Annotated in this window: 15 protein-coding genes and 1 pseudogene; 5 read left to right on the top strand and 11 right to left on the bottom strand. The window is 41.4% G+C overall.

The annotated features are described in order from the left end of the window. Positions 1 to 160 precede the first annotated feature (160 nt). From Q4557_RS04190 to Q4557_RS04180, 3 genes are all read right to left on the bottom strand, one after another. Complete coding sequence (locus Q4557_RS04190; RefSeq protein ID WP_303410983.1) at positions 161 to 1,150, bottom strand: phosphoethanolamine transferase; 990 nt, start codon at positions 1,148 to 1,150, stop codon at positions 161 to 163. A gap of 143 nt (positions 1,151 to 1,293) precedes the next feature. Further along, positions 1,294 to 1,617 carry a phosphoethanolamine transferase domain-containing protein gene (locus Q4557_RS04185; RefSeq protein WP_303410880.1) on the bottom strand — a complete coding sequence of 108 codons (324 nt, stop codon included), beginning with the start codon at positions 1,615 to 1,617 and terminating at the stop codon, positions 1,294 to 1,296. 184 nt (positions 1,618 to 1,801) lie between these two features. Continuing rightward, complete coding sequence (locus Q4557_RS04180) at positions 1,802 to 2,473, bottom strand: DUF2461 domain-containing protein (RefSeq protein ID WP_303410876.1); 672 nt, start codon at positions 2,471 to 2,473, stop codon at positions 1,802 to 1,804. A 230-nt stretch (positions 2,474 to 2,703) separates the two neighbouring features. Between Q4557_RS04180 and Q4557_RS04175 the strand changes: the two genes are divergently transcribed. The 3 genes from Q4557_RS04175 to Q4557_RS04165 all read left to right on the top strand — a co-directional run bounded on the left by Q4557_RS04175 (position 2,704) and on the right by Q4557_RS04165 (position 5,039). Then, complete coding sequence (locus Q4557_RS04175; RefSeq protein WP_102437565.1) at positions 2,704 to 3,132, top strand: RimK/LysX family protein; 429 nt, start codon at positions 2,704 to 2,706, stop codon at positions 3,130 to 3,132. Between the two features lie 140 nt (positions 3,133 to 3,272). After that, complete coding sequence (locus tag Q4557_RS04170; RefSeq protein WP_102475771.1) at positions 3,273 to 3,911, top strand: fumarylacetoacetate hydrolase family protein; 639 nt, start codon at positions 3,273 to 3,275, stop codon at positions 3,909 to 3,911. Between the two features lie 168 nt (positions 3,912 to 4,079). After that, positions 4,080 to 5,039 (top strand): diguanylate cyclase, encoded by a 960-nt coding sequence (locus Q4557_RS04165; RefSeq protein WP_303410874.1) that lies wholly within the window; start codon positions 4,080 to 4,082, stop codon positions 5,037 to 5,039. 225 nt (positions 5,040 to 5,264) lie between these two features. On the opposite strand, the gene Q4557_RS04160 is transcribed toward Q4557_RS04165, so the two are convergent. The 6 genes and pseudogenes from Q4557_RS04160 to Q4557_RS04135 form a co-directional block, all read right to left on the bottom strand. Continuing rightward, positions 5,265 to 5,825 carry a CBS domain-containing protein gene (locus Q4557_RS04160; RefSeq protein ID WP_102531623.1) on the bottom strand — a complete coding sequence of 187 codons (561 nt, stop codon included), beginning with the start codon at positions 5,823 to 5,825 and terminating at the stop codon, positions 5,265 to 5,267. A gap of 245 nt (positions 5,826 to 6,070) precedes the next feature. Next, a pseudogene (locus Q4557_RS04155) lies at positions 6,071 to 6,215 on the bottom strand (IS3 family transposase); the annotation flags it as partial. 245 nt (positions 6,216 to 6,460) lie between these two features. After that, complete coding sequence (locus Q4557_RS04150; RefSeq protein WP_303410873.1) at positions 6,461 to 7,330, bottom strand: DMT family transporter; 870 nt, start codon at positions 7,328 to 7,330, stop codon at positions 6,461 to 6,463. 106 nt (positions 7,331 to 7,436) lie between these two features. Further along, positions 7,437 to 9,026: a PAS domain-containing methyl-accepting chemotaxis protein gene (locus tag Q4557_RS04145; protein WP_303410872.1), complete on the bottom strand. Its 1,590-nt coding sequence runs from the start codon at positions 9,024 to 9,026 to the stop codon at positions 7,437 to 7,439. Positions 9,027 to 9,332: 306 nt separating this feature from the next. Continuing rightward, positions 9,333 to 10,808, bottom strand: a complete 1,476-nt coding sequence (locus tag Q4557_RS04140) for a CotH kinase family protein (RefSeq protein WP_303410870.1) — start codon at positions 10,806 to 10,808, stop codon at positions 9,333 to 9,335. A gap of 328 nt (positions 10,809 to 11,136) precedes the next feature. Further along, positions 11,137 to 11,700, bottom strand: coding sequence for an isochorismatase family protein (locus Q4557_RS04135; protein ID WP_102520740.1), 564 nt, complete (start codon positions 11,698 to 11,700; stop codon positions 11,137 to 11,139). A gap of 280 nt (positions 11,701 to 11,980) precedes the next feature. Between Q4557_RS04135 and lgt the strand changes: the two genes are divergently transcribed. Next, complete coding sequence (gene lgt, locus Q4557_RS04130; protein WP_303410866.1) at positions 11,981 to 12,778, top strand: prolipoprotein diacylglyceryl transferase; 798 nt, start codon at positions 11,981 to 11,983, stop codon at positions 12,776 to 12,778. Positions 12,779 to 12,913: 135 nt separating this feature from the next. Here the strand turns inward: lgt and Q4557_RS04125 are convergent, their stop codons facing one another. Then, entirely contained in the window at positions 12,914 to 13,336 is a 423-nt protein-coding gene (locus Q4557_RS04125; protein ID WP_303410864.1) for a DUF6691 family protein, read from the bottom strand. Further along, the gene (locus Q4557_RS04120; RefSeq protein ID WP_076537249.1) at positions 13,329 to 13,748 is read right to left on the bottom strand and encodes a YeeE/YedE family protein; all 420 of its coding nucleotides are present in this window, start codon (positions 13,746 to 13,748) and stop codon (positions 13,329 to 13,331) included. The genes Q4557_RS04125 and Q4557_RS04120 overlap by 8 nt, the downstream gene beginning before the upstream one ends. Before the next feature lie 331 nt (positions 13,749 to 14,079). On the opposite strand from Q4557_RS04120, the gene Q4557_RS04115 reads away from it, so the two are divergent. Continuing rightward, positions 14,080 to 15,783, top strand: coding sequence for an FAD-dependent oxidoreductase (locus Q4557_RS04115; protein ID WP_303410861.1), 1,704 nt, complete (start codon positions 14,080 to 14,082; stop codon positions 15,781 to 15,783). The last annotated feature ends 313 nt before the right edge of the window (positions 15,784 to 16,096 follow it).

Here is a 16,096-nt window from a genome sequence, read left to right as displayed (position 1 = left end):
CGAGTAAATGGGTATCGACGCCATACAAGCCGATAAGCGTATTAAACAAATTGTCATGGGAATGTGTCCCCTGACTCACTTGCGTGATGATACATTGACGGTCGAGTTGCTTTGACTGGGTGTAGCTTTCTGGTAACCATAGATACCAAGGCACATGGGTTTACTCTGCTGGCGCAAAGGCATAAGGGGTGCCATGAAGATACATGCCGCTTTCACCTAGTGATTCACCATGATCAGAGATATACATCATTGCCACTTCATAATCGCTGGCATATAGCTCTAATAGTTTTACGATTTCTGACAAAATATAATCGGTATAAACTAAGGTATTGTCATAGACATTGATGATTTCTTCATCACTGCAATTTTCAAGATCGCTGCGCTCGCAGGCGGGGCTAAAATGCTGCTTATCTTTAGGGTAACGCTTGAAATAGGTAGGCCCATGGCTCCCTATCGTGTGCAATATCAATAATTGATTGGTTAAGGTTTGCTGCTTATTTTCTAATCTCTGCTCGATATGTGAAGCGAACTCGCGCACCAGAACTTGATCATAACAGCTACTACCGTCACACAAGTCATCACTTGAGTCAGTCGGAATATTAAACTCAATCACATGGGCTGCCAGATGTTTATCACCGCCATCATTGTCAAGCCACACCACTTCTGCGCCTGCTGTATGAATAATGTCTAGTAGGTTGTCACTGGCCAGTGCTTTTTCACGGTTATAATTATCGTGAGTGAGGTCGGAAAACATGCAAGGTAATGAATGCGCGGTCGCGGTGCCACATGAGCTGACGTTATTAACAATAATGAAGTCTAAATTTTCAGTGTAAGGATTGGTGTTTCGATGATAACCGTAATAAGCCATATTTTGAGCGCGGGCTGTTTCGCCGACGACCAGTACAAATAAAGTTGGCTTAGTTGGGTTGATATCGATTAAGCGTGCATCTTGGCCTCTAACGGTATAAGGCAAGGGGGTGACAAAGTTGTTTTTATAAAGATATTTTACCGTATTGAAAGCATGGGCTGGTATGATCATTTTTTTAAGGTAAGTATTATTTCGCCCCATGGACACATAGTCCTTATAAAAGCCTAGCAGCACGACTCCTATTAAACCTAAGCCTACAACCACTAATGTTGAGCGTCTCATTAAGGATTTAACTACGCTTTGTGATGGCGTTAGGCGCACTCACCACAACCATATGGTTGGAATTAGTCCAAAACCACGATATATAAAATAGACGTGGTGCTGATATAGGACAGGGCTTCGCCAGTATTGGTTTCAAAGATATTTTAAATCATGGCGTAATCAAAATATACCTGGTATTTCATGGTGCCATACATGGCTGCTGCAGAGGTGAGCAGTAAGATTGTCAGTAAGGGTTTAAAGATAAACCGAGACGAAAATAAACAAAAAACAATGATAAAAATGCCCAAGAGTACGAGCGCCGGCGTAAGAGAGAACACTAAATGGCTATCAGTTGATAATTGAAAAATACGTTGGATAAGCCCAAAGTTAATCACCAGCGCAAAATACAGCGCCATCAGCACTATCATCGTTTCTTTGCTGAGTTCTTTTGGATTAATGGCAGAATATAGGCGCGAGAATGCTGTCATCTTAAATGCCTTCTGCTAATGTTAGTCTCTAGTTTTATACTAGTTGAAATTTGGATAATTGGCCGCTAATTCACCGACACTGGTTTTCAGTGTCTTGGTTAGTCTCGTTTAGCGGCGAATGTTTATCTCTTTAAAGCAAACTCTATCCACGGCCGTTTTATCACGATGATATAAGTCATTATCACTAAAAATCTAAGTCTAAGGCAAAGCATAAATAGCTCATTAAACCAATGGTATGCTTGAACTCTTCAGCGCAGAACTCAACAAAATTATCAGCGCAAACTTGCTCAATGGTGACAGGTTTGATGGCAATAAAATCTTTGCGCTTTAATTCTTCAATGAATGGATGATCTTTATCAAATCCACGCGGTGGTCTTATTAAACTGTCCCCAGATAACTCAAACCCAGCTGCGGCTAATTGTACCGAAGCCTTTTTATAACCGTTAGGGTTTTCATCAATACAATGACGAATGGCATTGAGGGCTTTTGATTCAGGATGCCATATTCCTGCCGCTAAAAAACAACCATCATTGGCAAGGTGTAAATATATGCCCGGGGCATGGACATCTTTTGCTTGAAAATGCCGAAACTGAATACCGACGTTAAGCTTATAAGGGCTTTTATCTTTACTGAATCGACTGTCTCGTTGAGGGCGCATCATACTGCCACCGACTTTTTTAGGTACTGCAGTCAGCCTTGGCGATAAGCTGAGGATGGGCCCTTGCATGGCTTCGATAAACTTAAGGGTTGGGGTGCGCACCAAATCTTCATAGGTTTGCTGATGTTGCTTAAACCATTCTCGGTTGTTGTTATCAGCTAATTGACTTAAAAAATTAAAGCTTTGTTGAGAATACATTGGCTGCCTTATTAGTCTTAATCATTCATTGTCTCATAACGGCATATGATAACCATTAGTTCAAATACTTGTTCAATCATATAGATTAAGGTTAAATTCAATCTATTAACAGCTAGGGTTAAGTATCAGAAAGGCTTATATTAAGCTAGCGCTATGCACTGTCAAAGGCTAATTATTGCAGTATTGATAGTCTAGCCTTGGGATTAAACAGAAAACGTTAAAGGTTTACCATGACGACATCGTTACAAGTGCTTGGTTGGTGTGAATGGGCCACATTTCCAGAAATTGCTAATGAACGGGTCAATATGAAAATTGATACCGGCGCCAAAACATCATGCTTACATGCTTTTAAAATTGAACCCTTTATAAAAAATGACCAAGATTGGATTAAAGTGTGGTTTCATCCTCAGCAAAAGTCGCTGCGTGAAGTTGTGTGTGAGTTTGCGGTGTTTGATCGTCGTAATGTCAAAGATTCTGGCGGACATATAACCAGCCGTTATGTGATAAAAACGCCGATTATCATTGGTGAGCATCATTTTGATATTGAGCTGACATTGACTGCTCGTGACAATATGCAATTTAGAATGCTGCTGGGCAGAAGGGCATTATCAGGAAGATTTTTGGTAGATTCATCCGCATCATACTTGCTTGGCGCTTAATTTAAATTGGTTTTTATTCACAAAACTGAGTCATAAAATAAGGACTTATCGTGGCTTTACATTCCGTATCAATCATCAACCCAACCGTTAGCTCATCGTCTTCGGCTTTAGCTGCTATTTCTAATTCAAGCCCTGTAAAGATGACGCCTTCTAAAATCGTCTGTATTGGTCGTAACTATGTCGATCATATCCAAGAGCTGGGCAATGAGATACCTGCAGATATGGTGGTATTTTTAAAACCCAATTCGGCCATCACAACAGAGCTTATTGCCTTTCAACAAGAGCCTATTCATTACGAAACTGAGTTATGTTTTGTCATGAAAAATAACCAATTTTCAGCTGTAGGTGTGGGGTTAGATTTAACCAAAAGGGCACTGCAATCTAGCCTCAAAACCCAGCAACTACCTTGGGAACGGGCAAAAGCCTTTAACGGCTCGGCGCTATTCAGTGACTTTATTCCCCTTGATTCATTAGGTAAATCAGCCTGCGAAAAGTGGGCTTTTCAATTATCAATCAACGAAAAAGTTATCCAAGTGGGTCACAGCGACTTAATGATGTATAGCACATCTGCCATTAAGCAATCGTTAACTGAATTTATCAGTTTAGAAGACGGTGATATTGTGATGACCGGTACCCCAAAAGGTGTGGGAATGGTTAATGCTGGTGATGTTTTTACCATTAAACTATGGGCAGGAAAAGAGTACCAGGATAGTCATTCAATTGAGGCTTACATGTCGAACAATACGCCTTTGCTAACCCAGCAATGGTTGGCTAAATAGTTTTGTTCAAGATAGTAATCTGATGCTTAGCCGCGAAAGCTTAAAGAGGAAATTTTGATTTTAAGGTCTATACTTTTAGCGAAAGACCTTTATCTTAAATCCTGCTAAAAGGAAAGTTAGTCTGTTATCAGGCTAATAAATTAGCTATAAATGAGCGGCTAATTAAATATGACATTTCCTAATTCCTGTATAGAAAAGTATTATCATTTATATCAAAACTTGTTCAATTTCTCTGGTGTGTCATGGTGGTTAATCGATTTATCTGAAGACTCTAATACCTATTATTGCAACGATAGTATGTGTGACATGTTTGCTTTGGATAAACAATTAAATCATCACAGCGTTAAAAGAACCTGTCCCATTGCTGGAGATTACAATAAAAATATTGCTATCAAAGATTCCCAAAAAGCCAACAAGATCCGCGATGACTACCTTAAATTAAAAAATGGCGTTATCGAAGAGTTCAATAATCGTTTTCCTTATTACGACAGTCGCGTTGATGAAGTACTTTATTTTACCAGTAAGGCAAGGGCGGTTCTGCGTGATGATAAGGGCAACGCAATCATATTATTTGGAGTGATTGAATGTGAACGCACCAGTGCTGAGCTGTTTAAATTATTGAAAATTGATAGCTTAACTGGGCTTAATAACCGCCGTGAATTCGATTCTCAATTAGATTTCGTCATTAATTTAGCCAAAAGAGAACAGAAAAATGTCTCTTTAATCATGTGTGATATTGATTACTTTAAAGCTTACAACGATAGTTTGGGTCATTATCAGGGCGATCAATGCTTAATAAAAGTGGCTCAGTGTATTGCCCGAGTATGCAGCCGTTCGACAGATGTGGTGTGCCGCTATGGTGGCGAAGAGTTTGCCATTATTTGTTATGGCGAAAATGTAGATACGGCTGCACTGGCAGAAGATATTCGCAAAGGTGTCTATGAATTAACTATTCCTCACTTTCAAGGGGCGGAATCGTTGGTCACACTGAGTGTGGGTTTTGTTACCATGACGCCAGATGCTGATACAACGGCCAGAGAGTTTATTGAAAAAGCGGATAGTGCGCTTTATCGCGCCAAAGATCAGGGCAGAAATTGCAGCATTGAATTTACACTTGAAGTGGCTTAATCACGGTGTCTTTATCAATATCTGTCGAGATCCCCGTGATCCGAGCGAAGCGAAAGTTGCGGGGTAGTTCACTAAGTTGACTGGATACGGTTTGGGCGATGGTATAAGTACAATTTTGGTTAATCTGAATATATGGATCTAGAATGATAAATCTATAAGCCTGTAGAGTAAGGCTTATAGATTGAATTTGTATCATTGCTAAGAGTTAATTTGCCGCTAATTTCTCTAGCCGGCAGTATTAAAAATGTGGCTAAATGAAGGGCGTTGATGAATTTCAATAGGCACACTGAGTTTTCTGGCTAAGTCACTGGCAGCAATGATACCGCGAATATGATCCTGTTCGTGATCAATCACCAGCATATGGTGTAGACTATTTTCTTTTAAAATACGTACCACATCGCTGACTTTAGCGGTAGAAATTTGATCGTAGTCGAACGCTTGAAGATCTTCTCTTTTTACCATGACATCAGTCACTAGCACTTCATCAATGTTGTGTTCTAGCTTTTTCGCTGTCATTAATAAATTATGATGTGAGAGCTCTTGCATGGTAACCACACCAAGGAATTTATCATCCTTATCAATAACAAGTCGCATATAAGCATGGGTTTTTTCCATGATTTTACCTGTGCCTACCGCAGTGGTTGACGCATCAACTACGATTGGACGGGCAACATCAAAGTCAGTAAAAATATCTAATGCAGGTGAGTCCATATGTGCAACTTGAACTTTGCTTGACCATAGTAAGTGATCGACAGATGCGGTGCTGAATAGTTGTAAATTTCTCATTGGCTAACTCCGTTACATTAAAATAAGTAGATCTGGTAACTGAATATAGCGTTGGCTAACTTTCAGGATTGGTGCGACGTTTAAAATTGAGGGGCATCAAAAAAACCATAACCTTAGGCAGTAAGAATAGCGCTGCTTAAACATGTAAGGCAAGTACATGAATGACATTTAATATTGGTTAAGCCATTGTTGTGGTTGTGGGTTTTATGTGTGGTGTGTGCCTACTTGTGTTAATGTCGAACCTCTCTAAATTGACGAATCCATTTATCCATGGTTGGCTTGCCTACACTCATGGTTTGAGCAGCTTCAACAATTGAGTAATTTTGAGCTAGCACTAAATTGAGAAGATTCAAGTTTGAACCCTGCGCGAAAAAGTCTTCTTGTACGTTGCTCATAGTGTCACCTGTTAACTTATGAGGTGATGATATCATCTCTAACTAGGTGGCCAAATTAGCTATGACACTACTGACTCCACTCCACAAACTAAGTGCTGCTGTTGCAAGACAACGGCTATCAACAAAGTATGGCGACACAGAAATACAACACAGGCATTTTTACAAACCTAAAAACAGCTACGTTGGAATGTGCTACGACCTAAGGCCAACACTTAACGCGAATAGCGCTATAAAGATGCCTTATTGCTTTCGCATCAGTAAATACATTGCCGCACTAAGCAGTAGCATGGCAATGGTTGTATAAATCCAGTTAACATCGATATTGCCACCTGTCATTAATACAAACACCGGGATTAGAAAAACATAAGCTGAAACTTGTTGCGGTGCTAATTTTACACTGGCTTTTTGAAACAGGAAAAAGCTAATCGCAGTGGCAAAAACAGCAAGGTATAAGCACGCCAACCAAGCATTGCCAGAGACCTGTTGCCAGTTGAAGTCGATTATCTGTGGGGTTAAACAAACCGATAATATAATCGCGGCAGCGATTAGGCTCCAGCCAGTAAATACCATAAAGTTCTCTTGTCGATAGCAGGCTTTTATGACCAGAGGATTAGCTGCCATAGCAATGCAGCCCAGCATAAACAGACTGTAACCTGTGTTCCATTCAAAATCCAAGTTAGCATTCGATTGCTGCAGGACTAAAAAAAGTGACGCACTAAAGCCGACAATAAGTGCTAACCAATGGCTTAACTTACCCACCTTTCTATAAATTAGCATGGTTAATACAGCCGTAATTAACGGCAGCGCAGTGGAGAGTGCACTGGTGGCAAAGGCCGAGGTTTTAGTTAAGGCACTAAACATGGCAGAAAAATAACCCAGTGCGGGCAAGGATACTAAGGCATAACGCAATAGGCTTTTAGCGCTAGGTAAATTAAAGCGCCGAGTAACAATTAATAGGACCACAAATAATGAGGCAGCAATAACGTATCTAAGCCAAGTGGCAATCATTGGTGGAACCTCAAGCATTAATTGCTTGCCTACAGGAAAAGTCATCGCAATGATGAAGGTGAAAAATAGCATTTGGATATGGGGACGCGCCGACTTAAACATATGTAAACCTTAAATGAAAAAAGGGGCGAAAACTCGACCCTTTAGTGTTAATTCTAGCGACTTTTTCACATCGTGCTTTTTAAATAGCGACTTTGCTCTATGGGAATTAATGCTCCCTTTGAACGCTTTGTTGCCAAAACTGCTTCGACAAGTTGGCCGTTTTATTGGATAAACGAGTCATTTGCTCACATTTGATTTTAGCTTGGTCTGTTTGCGCTAAGCTGGTATTGGATAACTCATTAATCACCACGATGGATTGACTGATATCTTCGGCTACCGAGGCTTGTTGGCTCATGGCGGTGGCATTCATTTCTGCCATCGCCTGAATATTATCTAACGAGGCGCGTAACTGATCAAAAGCGCTATCGGCATCCTCTGCTAATTTCACTGAAAGATCTGCTTGTGCCTGACCTGCATCCATAGCTTTAGCTGCGCTTTGGGTACTTTGCTGAAAATTGCTCACAATGCTACCAATTTGAGTGGTGGACTCAGTGGTTCGCATCGACAATTGACGCACCTCATCAGCCACTACGGCAAAACCTCGACCAGATTCCCCCGCTCGGGCGGCTTCAATGGCGGCGTTAAGCGCCAACAAATTAGTTTGCTCAGCAATGCCTTTTATCTCACTAAGTACTGCTGAAATAGCATGGCTGTCATGTTCAATTGATTCAACAATGGTTGAGAAATGGGTCACTTCTTGTCTTAACTTACTAATGGCAGCAACTACATTCACCATACGTTCCTGACCTAATGTGGAAGCGTTATGACTACGGGTAATTTCTTGAGCTGTGTTATTGGTGTTATCACTGACTTCAGTAAAGCTGGTGGTCATTTCCTCCATGGCTGTGGCGACCTGAGTAGTTTGCTGGCATTGGCTTTGAGCACGCTCACGCGTATCAATAATAGTCTGATTAAGTTGCTCACTTTGTTCACTAATTGATGTGGCTGAATCAGCCATGCGGCCAACGACGCCACCGGTTTCAGTGATTAAGTAATTTAATGCTAAATCGATTTTGCTTATGTCAGTTTGGCTACCGGTTAAAATGCCGCAGGCAATGGGGTCGTCAATGATGGTAGTGGCTTTAACCATTAACGCTTTCAAGGGTTGGCAAAGGTAGTTTATGCCTAGTGCTGCGACAATAGTGCAGATTGTCGCGGCCGCAATGCTAAGGGCTGGAGTTGAAATCATGCTGGTGGCAATTGTGCTGATTAACAAGATAAACATTGCCCATAAACTTAGCTTGCCGACAAAACTCATGATGGGACTAGCGAGTTCTTTTGGCGCTATGCCATCATTGAGTTGCTGATAAACCTTTTCTGCAGTCGCAATTTGGGCTTTGGTTGCTTTACGACGAATCGACTGAAATTCATGTATTTCACCATTTTCATATACTGGCGAGATATAGGCATTAACCCAGTAGTATTTACCGCTTTTAGTACGGTTTTTGACGATACCAACCCAAGGTTTTCCGGAGTTAATACATTGCCACATAGACTCGAATGCTTGGGGCGGCATATCTGGATGGCGAACAATATTATGGGGCTGCCCATGTAATTCATCTGCGCTAAATTCTGAGATGTTGATGAACTCTTGATTGGCGTATTTAATGTTTCCTTTAAGGTCGGTGGTCGATAACAGAATGCAGTTATTGGTGAGTGCTCGCTCACTATTTATAATAGGTTGATTTATACGCATGGTAACCATTAGAGGATATAAAAGTGGCTACATTTTGCCTGAGCTGCATTATGGATAAATTGATAGCGGTCAAGTATTTATGATCTATTGTTAAGATTTAAATATTAGCATTTCAATATGTTAACTTTAAAATTAATCTGTTTCACCGTGTCTTATTATTACAAGGGCAAAATGACCAAGTGAAATAAAACAGCTAAGCAGCCAAAAGGGGGAATTACTTTCCTCAGGTCTTTTGTCATTCCCTAATTTGTTGCTTAGACCGAATTTTGCAATAAATAGATTAACAATTTAAAGCTTCAGAAATCACTATTGCTTATCAAGATAGTCAACCACGGCCTCAGTGCGATTTTCTGCATGTTCGATTAACTCATCAATAGCGCGATAGAAGTCACTTGAGCTTTCTAAGAATGAATAACCTGACAATTCAGTGGTGGCATAGGGCTCAATTAATGCTGAGTAACTGTTGTAGATCGCCTGCATTTTATTCGTTTCATAGGCATCATTAATTACAGTGAGTAAATATTGGTTATAGGTATCGCGATAAGTGTCATCGGCATAAATTTTAGCAATCAGTGGCCAGCTGTTTGAATTAATATCGGCAAAATCTAACGCTAGAGCGCCGCCCATTTTGCCATCTTGTAAGGCTTCATTATTGTCCCATGGGATCCAGGTGAGTTTTGCGGTATCTGGGTCGTTGTATAAGTAAAAATTATGCGGCATTAGGCCATAGGTGTCCCAGTTTTGAATCACCCCGTTTACGGCTAAATACTTAAGGAACACATCCACATCAAATACCGCTTCAAGGTTTGCGCGCCAGGTTTGTGGGTCAGTGCTGGCAGTATCGTCATGTAAGGCGTCAAATAATGCGAGGATATCTGACCAATCCTCATCATCTTCATTGGTTTTCTTCTCAAAGTTGTCTTGGCTAAATGTGCCTTCAATAAACATGGCTCCATCATCTTCTGGTTTATATAGGTTGCCATCATCGCTAGCAAACTGGCTATCAATCACAGTATCGTCGACTTCTTCAACCAGCGTATATAAGCCAAAATATTCAGGGCCGTCACCATGATCAACATACAAGGTGTAAAAAGCGGTATGTGATACTGCAAGGCCCGCATCTTTAAAGACATCAGCAGCGACTTTTTCACGTAAAAGTGACTCATCATCATAGTTATTTTTCAGGCTTAACTTTTTGAAACCATAAAAGCGTTGGTTATCGATTTGGGGGTAATCATCTTCAAATTCATCAAAATCTAACTTAAACGACAACTTAAGCACGCCGTTCTGCCAGCTTGATTGCAACGACGAGTTACCTTTAAAGCGGATCCCAACGCGATACCATTGCTTGCCTTCATAATAGATATCCGCAGGCACCATTATTGGGTTTTCATCGCTATCTAGAAGACTATTAGAACCTGAAGATGTGCCAAAACTGCCGTAGGTGTTCGTCATATCATCGAGCATGCTATTCCAGCGGTCTTCGGTAACCACAAAATCTAAGCGTTTGACTTCAGTATCACTGAATACTTCTTCAAAATTAGGATCGACATTTTTACTGTGAGTCTCATCAGTCCAATCAATGGTCTCAAAATCTGTGTCACTGTAATCCTCTTCTGGAATGATAATGCCAGTTTCAGGTGTGGTGTCTTCGGGATCTGTGGTTTCGTCGTTACCGCTGCAACCTGAAAGTAATAAACCACAGCTAAGGCTTGCGAGTAATAAAAAATGTAAGGGGATCCCGGTTAATCGAGTCGATGAAAAGCAAGCAATGTTGAGCATAAGAAACTCCTGATAATGACGCTATTTTTTGGTAAATGAACGGAATACAAGGTTATTGTCAGGTTAGGGTAATCAATTAAAGTGCAGAACTGGTGCAGAAAGGGTGGAACAAAGCAGTAGTTTTATTGAACTGTCTTGATTGAACCGCCTAGATGGCACCATTTTGATAGGTCGTTAGTTAAGCGGTGCAGTCAATCGCTGCAATCAACTATGGATTTAGGGGGCTGAAAGCGGTTAAAACGATGGGACTGTATTATTAACCTAGTGCTTACTCGTTGTCAGTTAAGACTATACGTGGTCAGTTAAGACTAGGCGTGGTCAGTTAAGACTAGGCGTGGTCAGTAGAAACTCTAGCGACAATATCTGCAGTGGTACCGGTTTCAGCCAGCTTTGGGAATATAGAGTTAACGCTATTGTTATGAACATCCATATTAAAATCAGTAATGGCATCTGTAGCGATGGTGACATTGTAGCCCAGCTCAAATGCTTGTCTTGCGGTTGATTCCACCCCCATGCTGGTGGCGATACCACTAATGACTACTTGGGTGACTTTTAATGATGCTAAGTACTTATGCAGCTCAGTTGAAGCAAAAGCGCCCCAAGTGTTTTTGGTTAACTGTAAATCCTCTTGCTGAGGTTGTAACTCATCAATCAAGTGGCTCCAATTTTCTGGTTTTTGTTGCTGCACTCTGACTTGTTCGGTGCGCCCAGGAGCGATGCCATCAACATTAACTAATACAATGGGCAAACTGGCATAGCGAAATAACGACACTAACTTACAACTATTCTCGATGACTTCTTGGATGGGGTGGCAAGTATCTAAGGTCACCAGACCTTGTTGTAAATCGATTACGATCAAGGCTGTTTGGGCATCAATGGTGGTAATACTCATAACGATAGCTCCTAGTTGTTAAGCGGCTTTGAGTGACGAGGATCAATACACCCAATATACCATCATAGCTTAACGGACAAGGGCTAGCATTTCTGAGTCGGCAGTATCGTTGGTTTTTGGTGATAAATGACAGCAGTAACGGAAAATAATTTTACTTGGGATAAGGATGATTTTGCTGCTAACTCAGAGCCCTGAGTAATAACTGCTTGAATTACCACCTAGAAGCACGTAATACTCTTGCTAGCATGTTTATTGTTCAATCTGATATGGAGCATCGATTTTGGAGCATATAGTTTGGAATTTAGACCCTGTTATGTTGTCGTTTATGGGGCTAAAAATACATTGGTATGGCGTGTTGTTTGCCACCGCCATTATCAGTGGTTTTTTGGTTATGAGGCGTATTTATGTGCTTGAAGAGCTTGATGTTGAGTCATTAGATGATTTAGTCATATATTGCGTGGTTGGCATTGTTGTGGGGGCGCGATTAGGGCACGTGTTATTTTATGAGCCAGGCTATTACTTTGCCAACCCCTTAAAAATATTTGCCATTTGGAAAGGCGGGCTTGCCAGTCACGGCGGCACGGTCGGCGTGTTATTAGCCATGTACCTTTATAAACGCAAGGTGCAGTTACCGTTTTTATTCTTGATGGATCGCATTGCCATTGCTACGGGGATTTTCTGCTTTTTCGTCCGTATGGCTAATTTTACCAATTCAGAAATTGTCGGGGTGCCAACTGATAAGCCTTGGGGAATAATTTTTCAGCGTATTGATATGCTGCCACGTCATCCGGCGCAATTATATGAAGCAATCACCTATTTAGGGCTATTTATTCTAATGTGGCTGCTATATCGCTTTACTGAGATGAAACAAAAACAAGGGGCATTATTAGGGCTATTTCTAGCGTTGGTTTATGGCTCACGTTATTTAATTGAATTTGTAAAAGTAAGACAGGCTGACTTTGCCCAAGATTGGAGTATGAGTGTAGGGCAAATGCTTAGCGTGCCATTTGTGCTATTGGGGCTAGGGTTAGTGGTTATGGCTTATATGAAAAAGCTGCCAGATGCTTCAGTCAGTTAGCTTTAAGCGATAAAAAAATGCCAGCGATTATATCGCTGGCATTTTTCAAAAAGGGATAGATATTTTGGTGCTGCAAAATGCTAAGCGCTCACTTGAGCTTAATCGCGCAAGGTCCTACTGCGTTTCTTAAGGGGACTAGCTTTTCATTGGCCAAGAGATTTTTTTACTCCCGTAGTAGCCAAGCAGCATACTGGCCATGAACCAGTAAATCGCCGACTCACCGCGTAACAAACTTGCCACCGCAGGTCCTGGGCAAATGCCTACCATTCCCCAGCCAAGACCAAAAATAACTGAGCCAATAATTAACTTAGGTGTAAGCCCCTGTGGCGTCGTTGGCATTTCATCGCCATTAACGGCATGAGTACGGGGTTTGATTAAAAAATGATAACTTGGCAAAAATACCAATAGTGCGCCACCAATAACAAACGCTAAGCTGCCATCCCAATTGCCGGTGACATCCAAAAAATTAAACACCTTGTAAGGGTTTACCATTTGCGAAATATTCATACCTAAGCCAAATAACAGCCCGGTGATTAACCCTACTAAGACCTTAAACATGCACACCTCCAGACAACCACACCACTAACGCCGCACTTAACATAAATATCACAGTGGCAATCATTGAGCGCATTGATAGGCGACCTATGCCGCAAATACCATGGCCGCTAGTGCAGCCATTAGCGAGTTGGGTACCAATACCGACAGCTAACCCGCCAACCAATAACCAAGTTAATGAATAGTCAGGTAAAGCGGCAGTGTGAAGGCCCATTAAAGGGTCAAACAATAAACTGGCAGCCATGGCGATAACAAAAGCCACTCGCCATGCTCTGTCTTTGTTGTTAGCGCCAAAAATGCCGCCTAAAATGCCACTGATCCCGGCTGTTTTGCCACTCAATAGCATGAGCATGGTTACCGAAAGGCCTAATAGCATTCCGCCAAATAAGGCACTCCAAGGGGTGAATTCTGTCATTCAACACTCCAATATAATTTAACGGCTGTAACACCTAATTGTCAGCGTGGTAACAATTAACGCTATCGCGCAGCATTAATTTCACACAAGCCATTGTTAAAGCAAGGTTTTAGAGCAGTATACAAGAGCGGGTATATTAATAAAATCTAATCTTATGAAATTTTGTTTAACTAGTTGTGCATTAGAAAAAACTTATGGATAATGTGTTTTATTCAATATGTGGACTATATAGAACGATGAATAAAAAGTATGGCAGACGACATCGTCGCAAAACACTAAGTTGCCATTACAGTTATTTCAGTTCAGCAATCGGTTGTAACGGGAGAGAGTCATGTCAAAAATTTTAATTATCGGTGGTGTAGCGGGTGGCGGATCAGCTGCAGCGCGTGCTCGTCGCCTTAGTGAAGATGCTGAAATCATCATGTTTGAACGAGGCGAGTTCGTATCGTTCGCCAATTGTGGTTTGCCTTACCATATTGGTGGTGACATCAAAGATAGAAGCAAGCTATTGCTACAAACGCCAGAAAGTTTCTTGGCACGCTTTAACGTTGATGTTCGCGTCATGAATGAAGTAACTGCAATCAATAGCGTAACTAAGTCGGTCACGGTAAAAGATTTGATCAGTGGCAATGAATACACTGAAACTTATGACAAGCTGTTACTTAGCCCAGGTGCTGGCCCCATTGTTCCGCCTATTGCTGGCATTGATAATCCGCTGACGCACTCGTTACGCAATATCCCAGATATGGATCGCATTCTTAATACCATCAAAACCAATAAACCCGAGCACGCAACAGTGGTTGGCGGTGGCTTTATTGGGTTAGAAATGATGGAAGCGTTTCATCAACTAGGGATAAAAACCACTTTAATTGAAATGGCCGAGCAGGTGATGACTCCTGTTGATCGTGAAATGGCAGGATTTGCTCATGCTGAAATTCGCCAGCAAGGTGTGGATTTAAAACTTGGAGTAGCACTTGAAGCTGTTGAGTTTACTCCTTGCGATCATATCTTAAGTATTGAGTCGGGCGAAAATGAAGCCCACCAACACAAGCAAGGTAAGTTAAGCCTTAGCCTTAATAATGGTGAGTCCTTAGAGACTGATATTCTTATTATGGCCATTGGTGTTCGACCTGAAACCAAACTTGCTAAAGAAGCGGGTTTAAAAATTGGCGATTTAGGCGGTATTTATACCAATGAAAACATGCAAACCAGTGATCCAGATATCTATGCCGTTGGTGATGCAGTAGAAGACAAAGACTTTGTGACTGGTAAGCAAACCTTAGTGCCGCTAGCAGGGCCAGCTAACCGCCAAGGGCGTATGGCAGCAGATAATATGCTTGGCCGCAATGAAACCTATAAGGGTACACAAGGCACCGCAATTTGTAAGATTTTTGACCTTGCAGTTGCTTCAACAGGTCAAAATGAAAAGCAATTAAAGCGTGATGGCGTTGAATACCAAAAAGTGTATGTGCATACCGCAAGCCATGCAAGCTACTACCCAGGCGCAGAAATTGTCTCGTTTAAAATGCTATTTGACCCTAAAACAGGCAAGATTTTTGGCGCTCAAGCAGTGGGCAAAGATGGGGTCGATAAACGTATTGATGTGATGGCGGTTGCCCAACGTGCCGGTATGACAGTTGAACAGCTACAAGACCTTGAACTGACCTATGCACCGCCTTATGGCAGCGCTAAAGATGTCATCAACCAAGCGGCATTTGTAGCCAATAACCTTATCAAAGGTGATGCAAGCGCGATACATTTTGAAGAAATGGATGATTTATCGGCAGATCAACTCTTGTTAGATGTCCGTAACCCAGGCGAGCTTGAAGCGGGTGGCTGTATCGCTGGCTCGATTAATATCCCTGTAGATCAACTGCGTCAACGCATGAGCGAATTACCAAAAGACAAAGAAATCGTCATTTATTGTCAAGTAGGCCTGCGCGGTAACGTCGCTTATCGTCAGCTGGTGAATAACGGCTTTAAAGCCCGAAACCTTATCGGCGGTTACCGCACCTATAAGTTTGCTAAAGCATAAAACCTGTTTTATAAGTTTTAGTTCTAACGCCAAAGCCAGCATTATTTGCTGGCTTTTTGTTTTGATAAATTGGTGTCTATTCCAAAGGTTCAAGTAGCTTGTGCGATTTTATTATTTTTAACCGGCAACATTAACAGTGGTCAACCCATAATGTTACCGTCGTTGTAACAATGTTTAATTTGTTGTTGTTCGTTTACCGATACGATGTGCAGATGCGGAGTTTTTGAGCTAATTGCATTTTGAGGGGTAACAAAGCAATGAATAAAATTTTATTCAATTTTTAATTTTGCAACAATCAATATATTCCTGTAAG

It is taken from the genome of Shewanella sp. 5_MG-2023, from assembly GCF_030547465.1.
Classification (GTDB): domain Bacteria; phylum Pseudomonadota; class Gammaproteobacteria; order Enterobacterales; family Shewanellaceae; genus Shewanella.
Note: the sequence above shows the minus strand (reverse complement) of the source record. Positions and strands in the feature narration are given on the sequence as shown.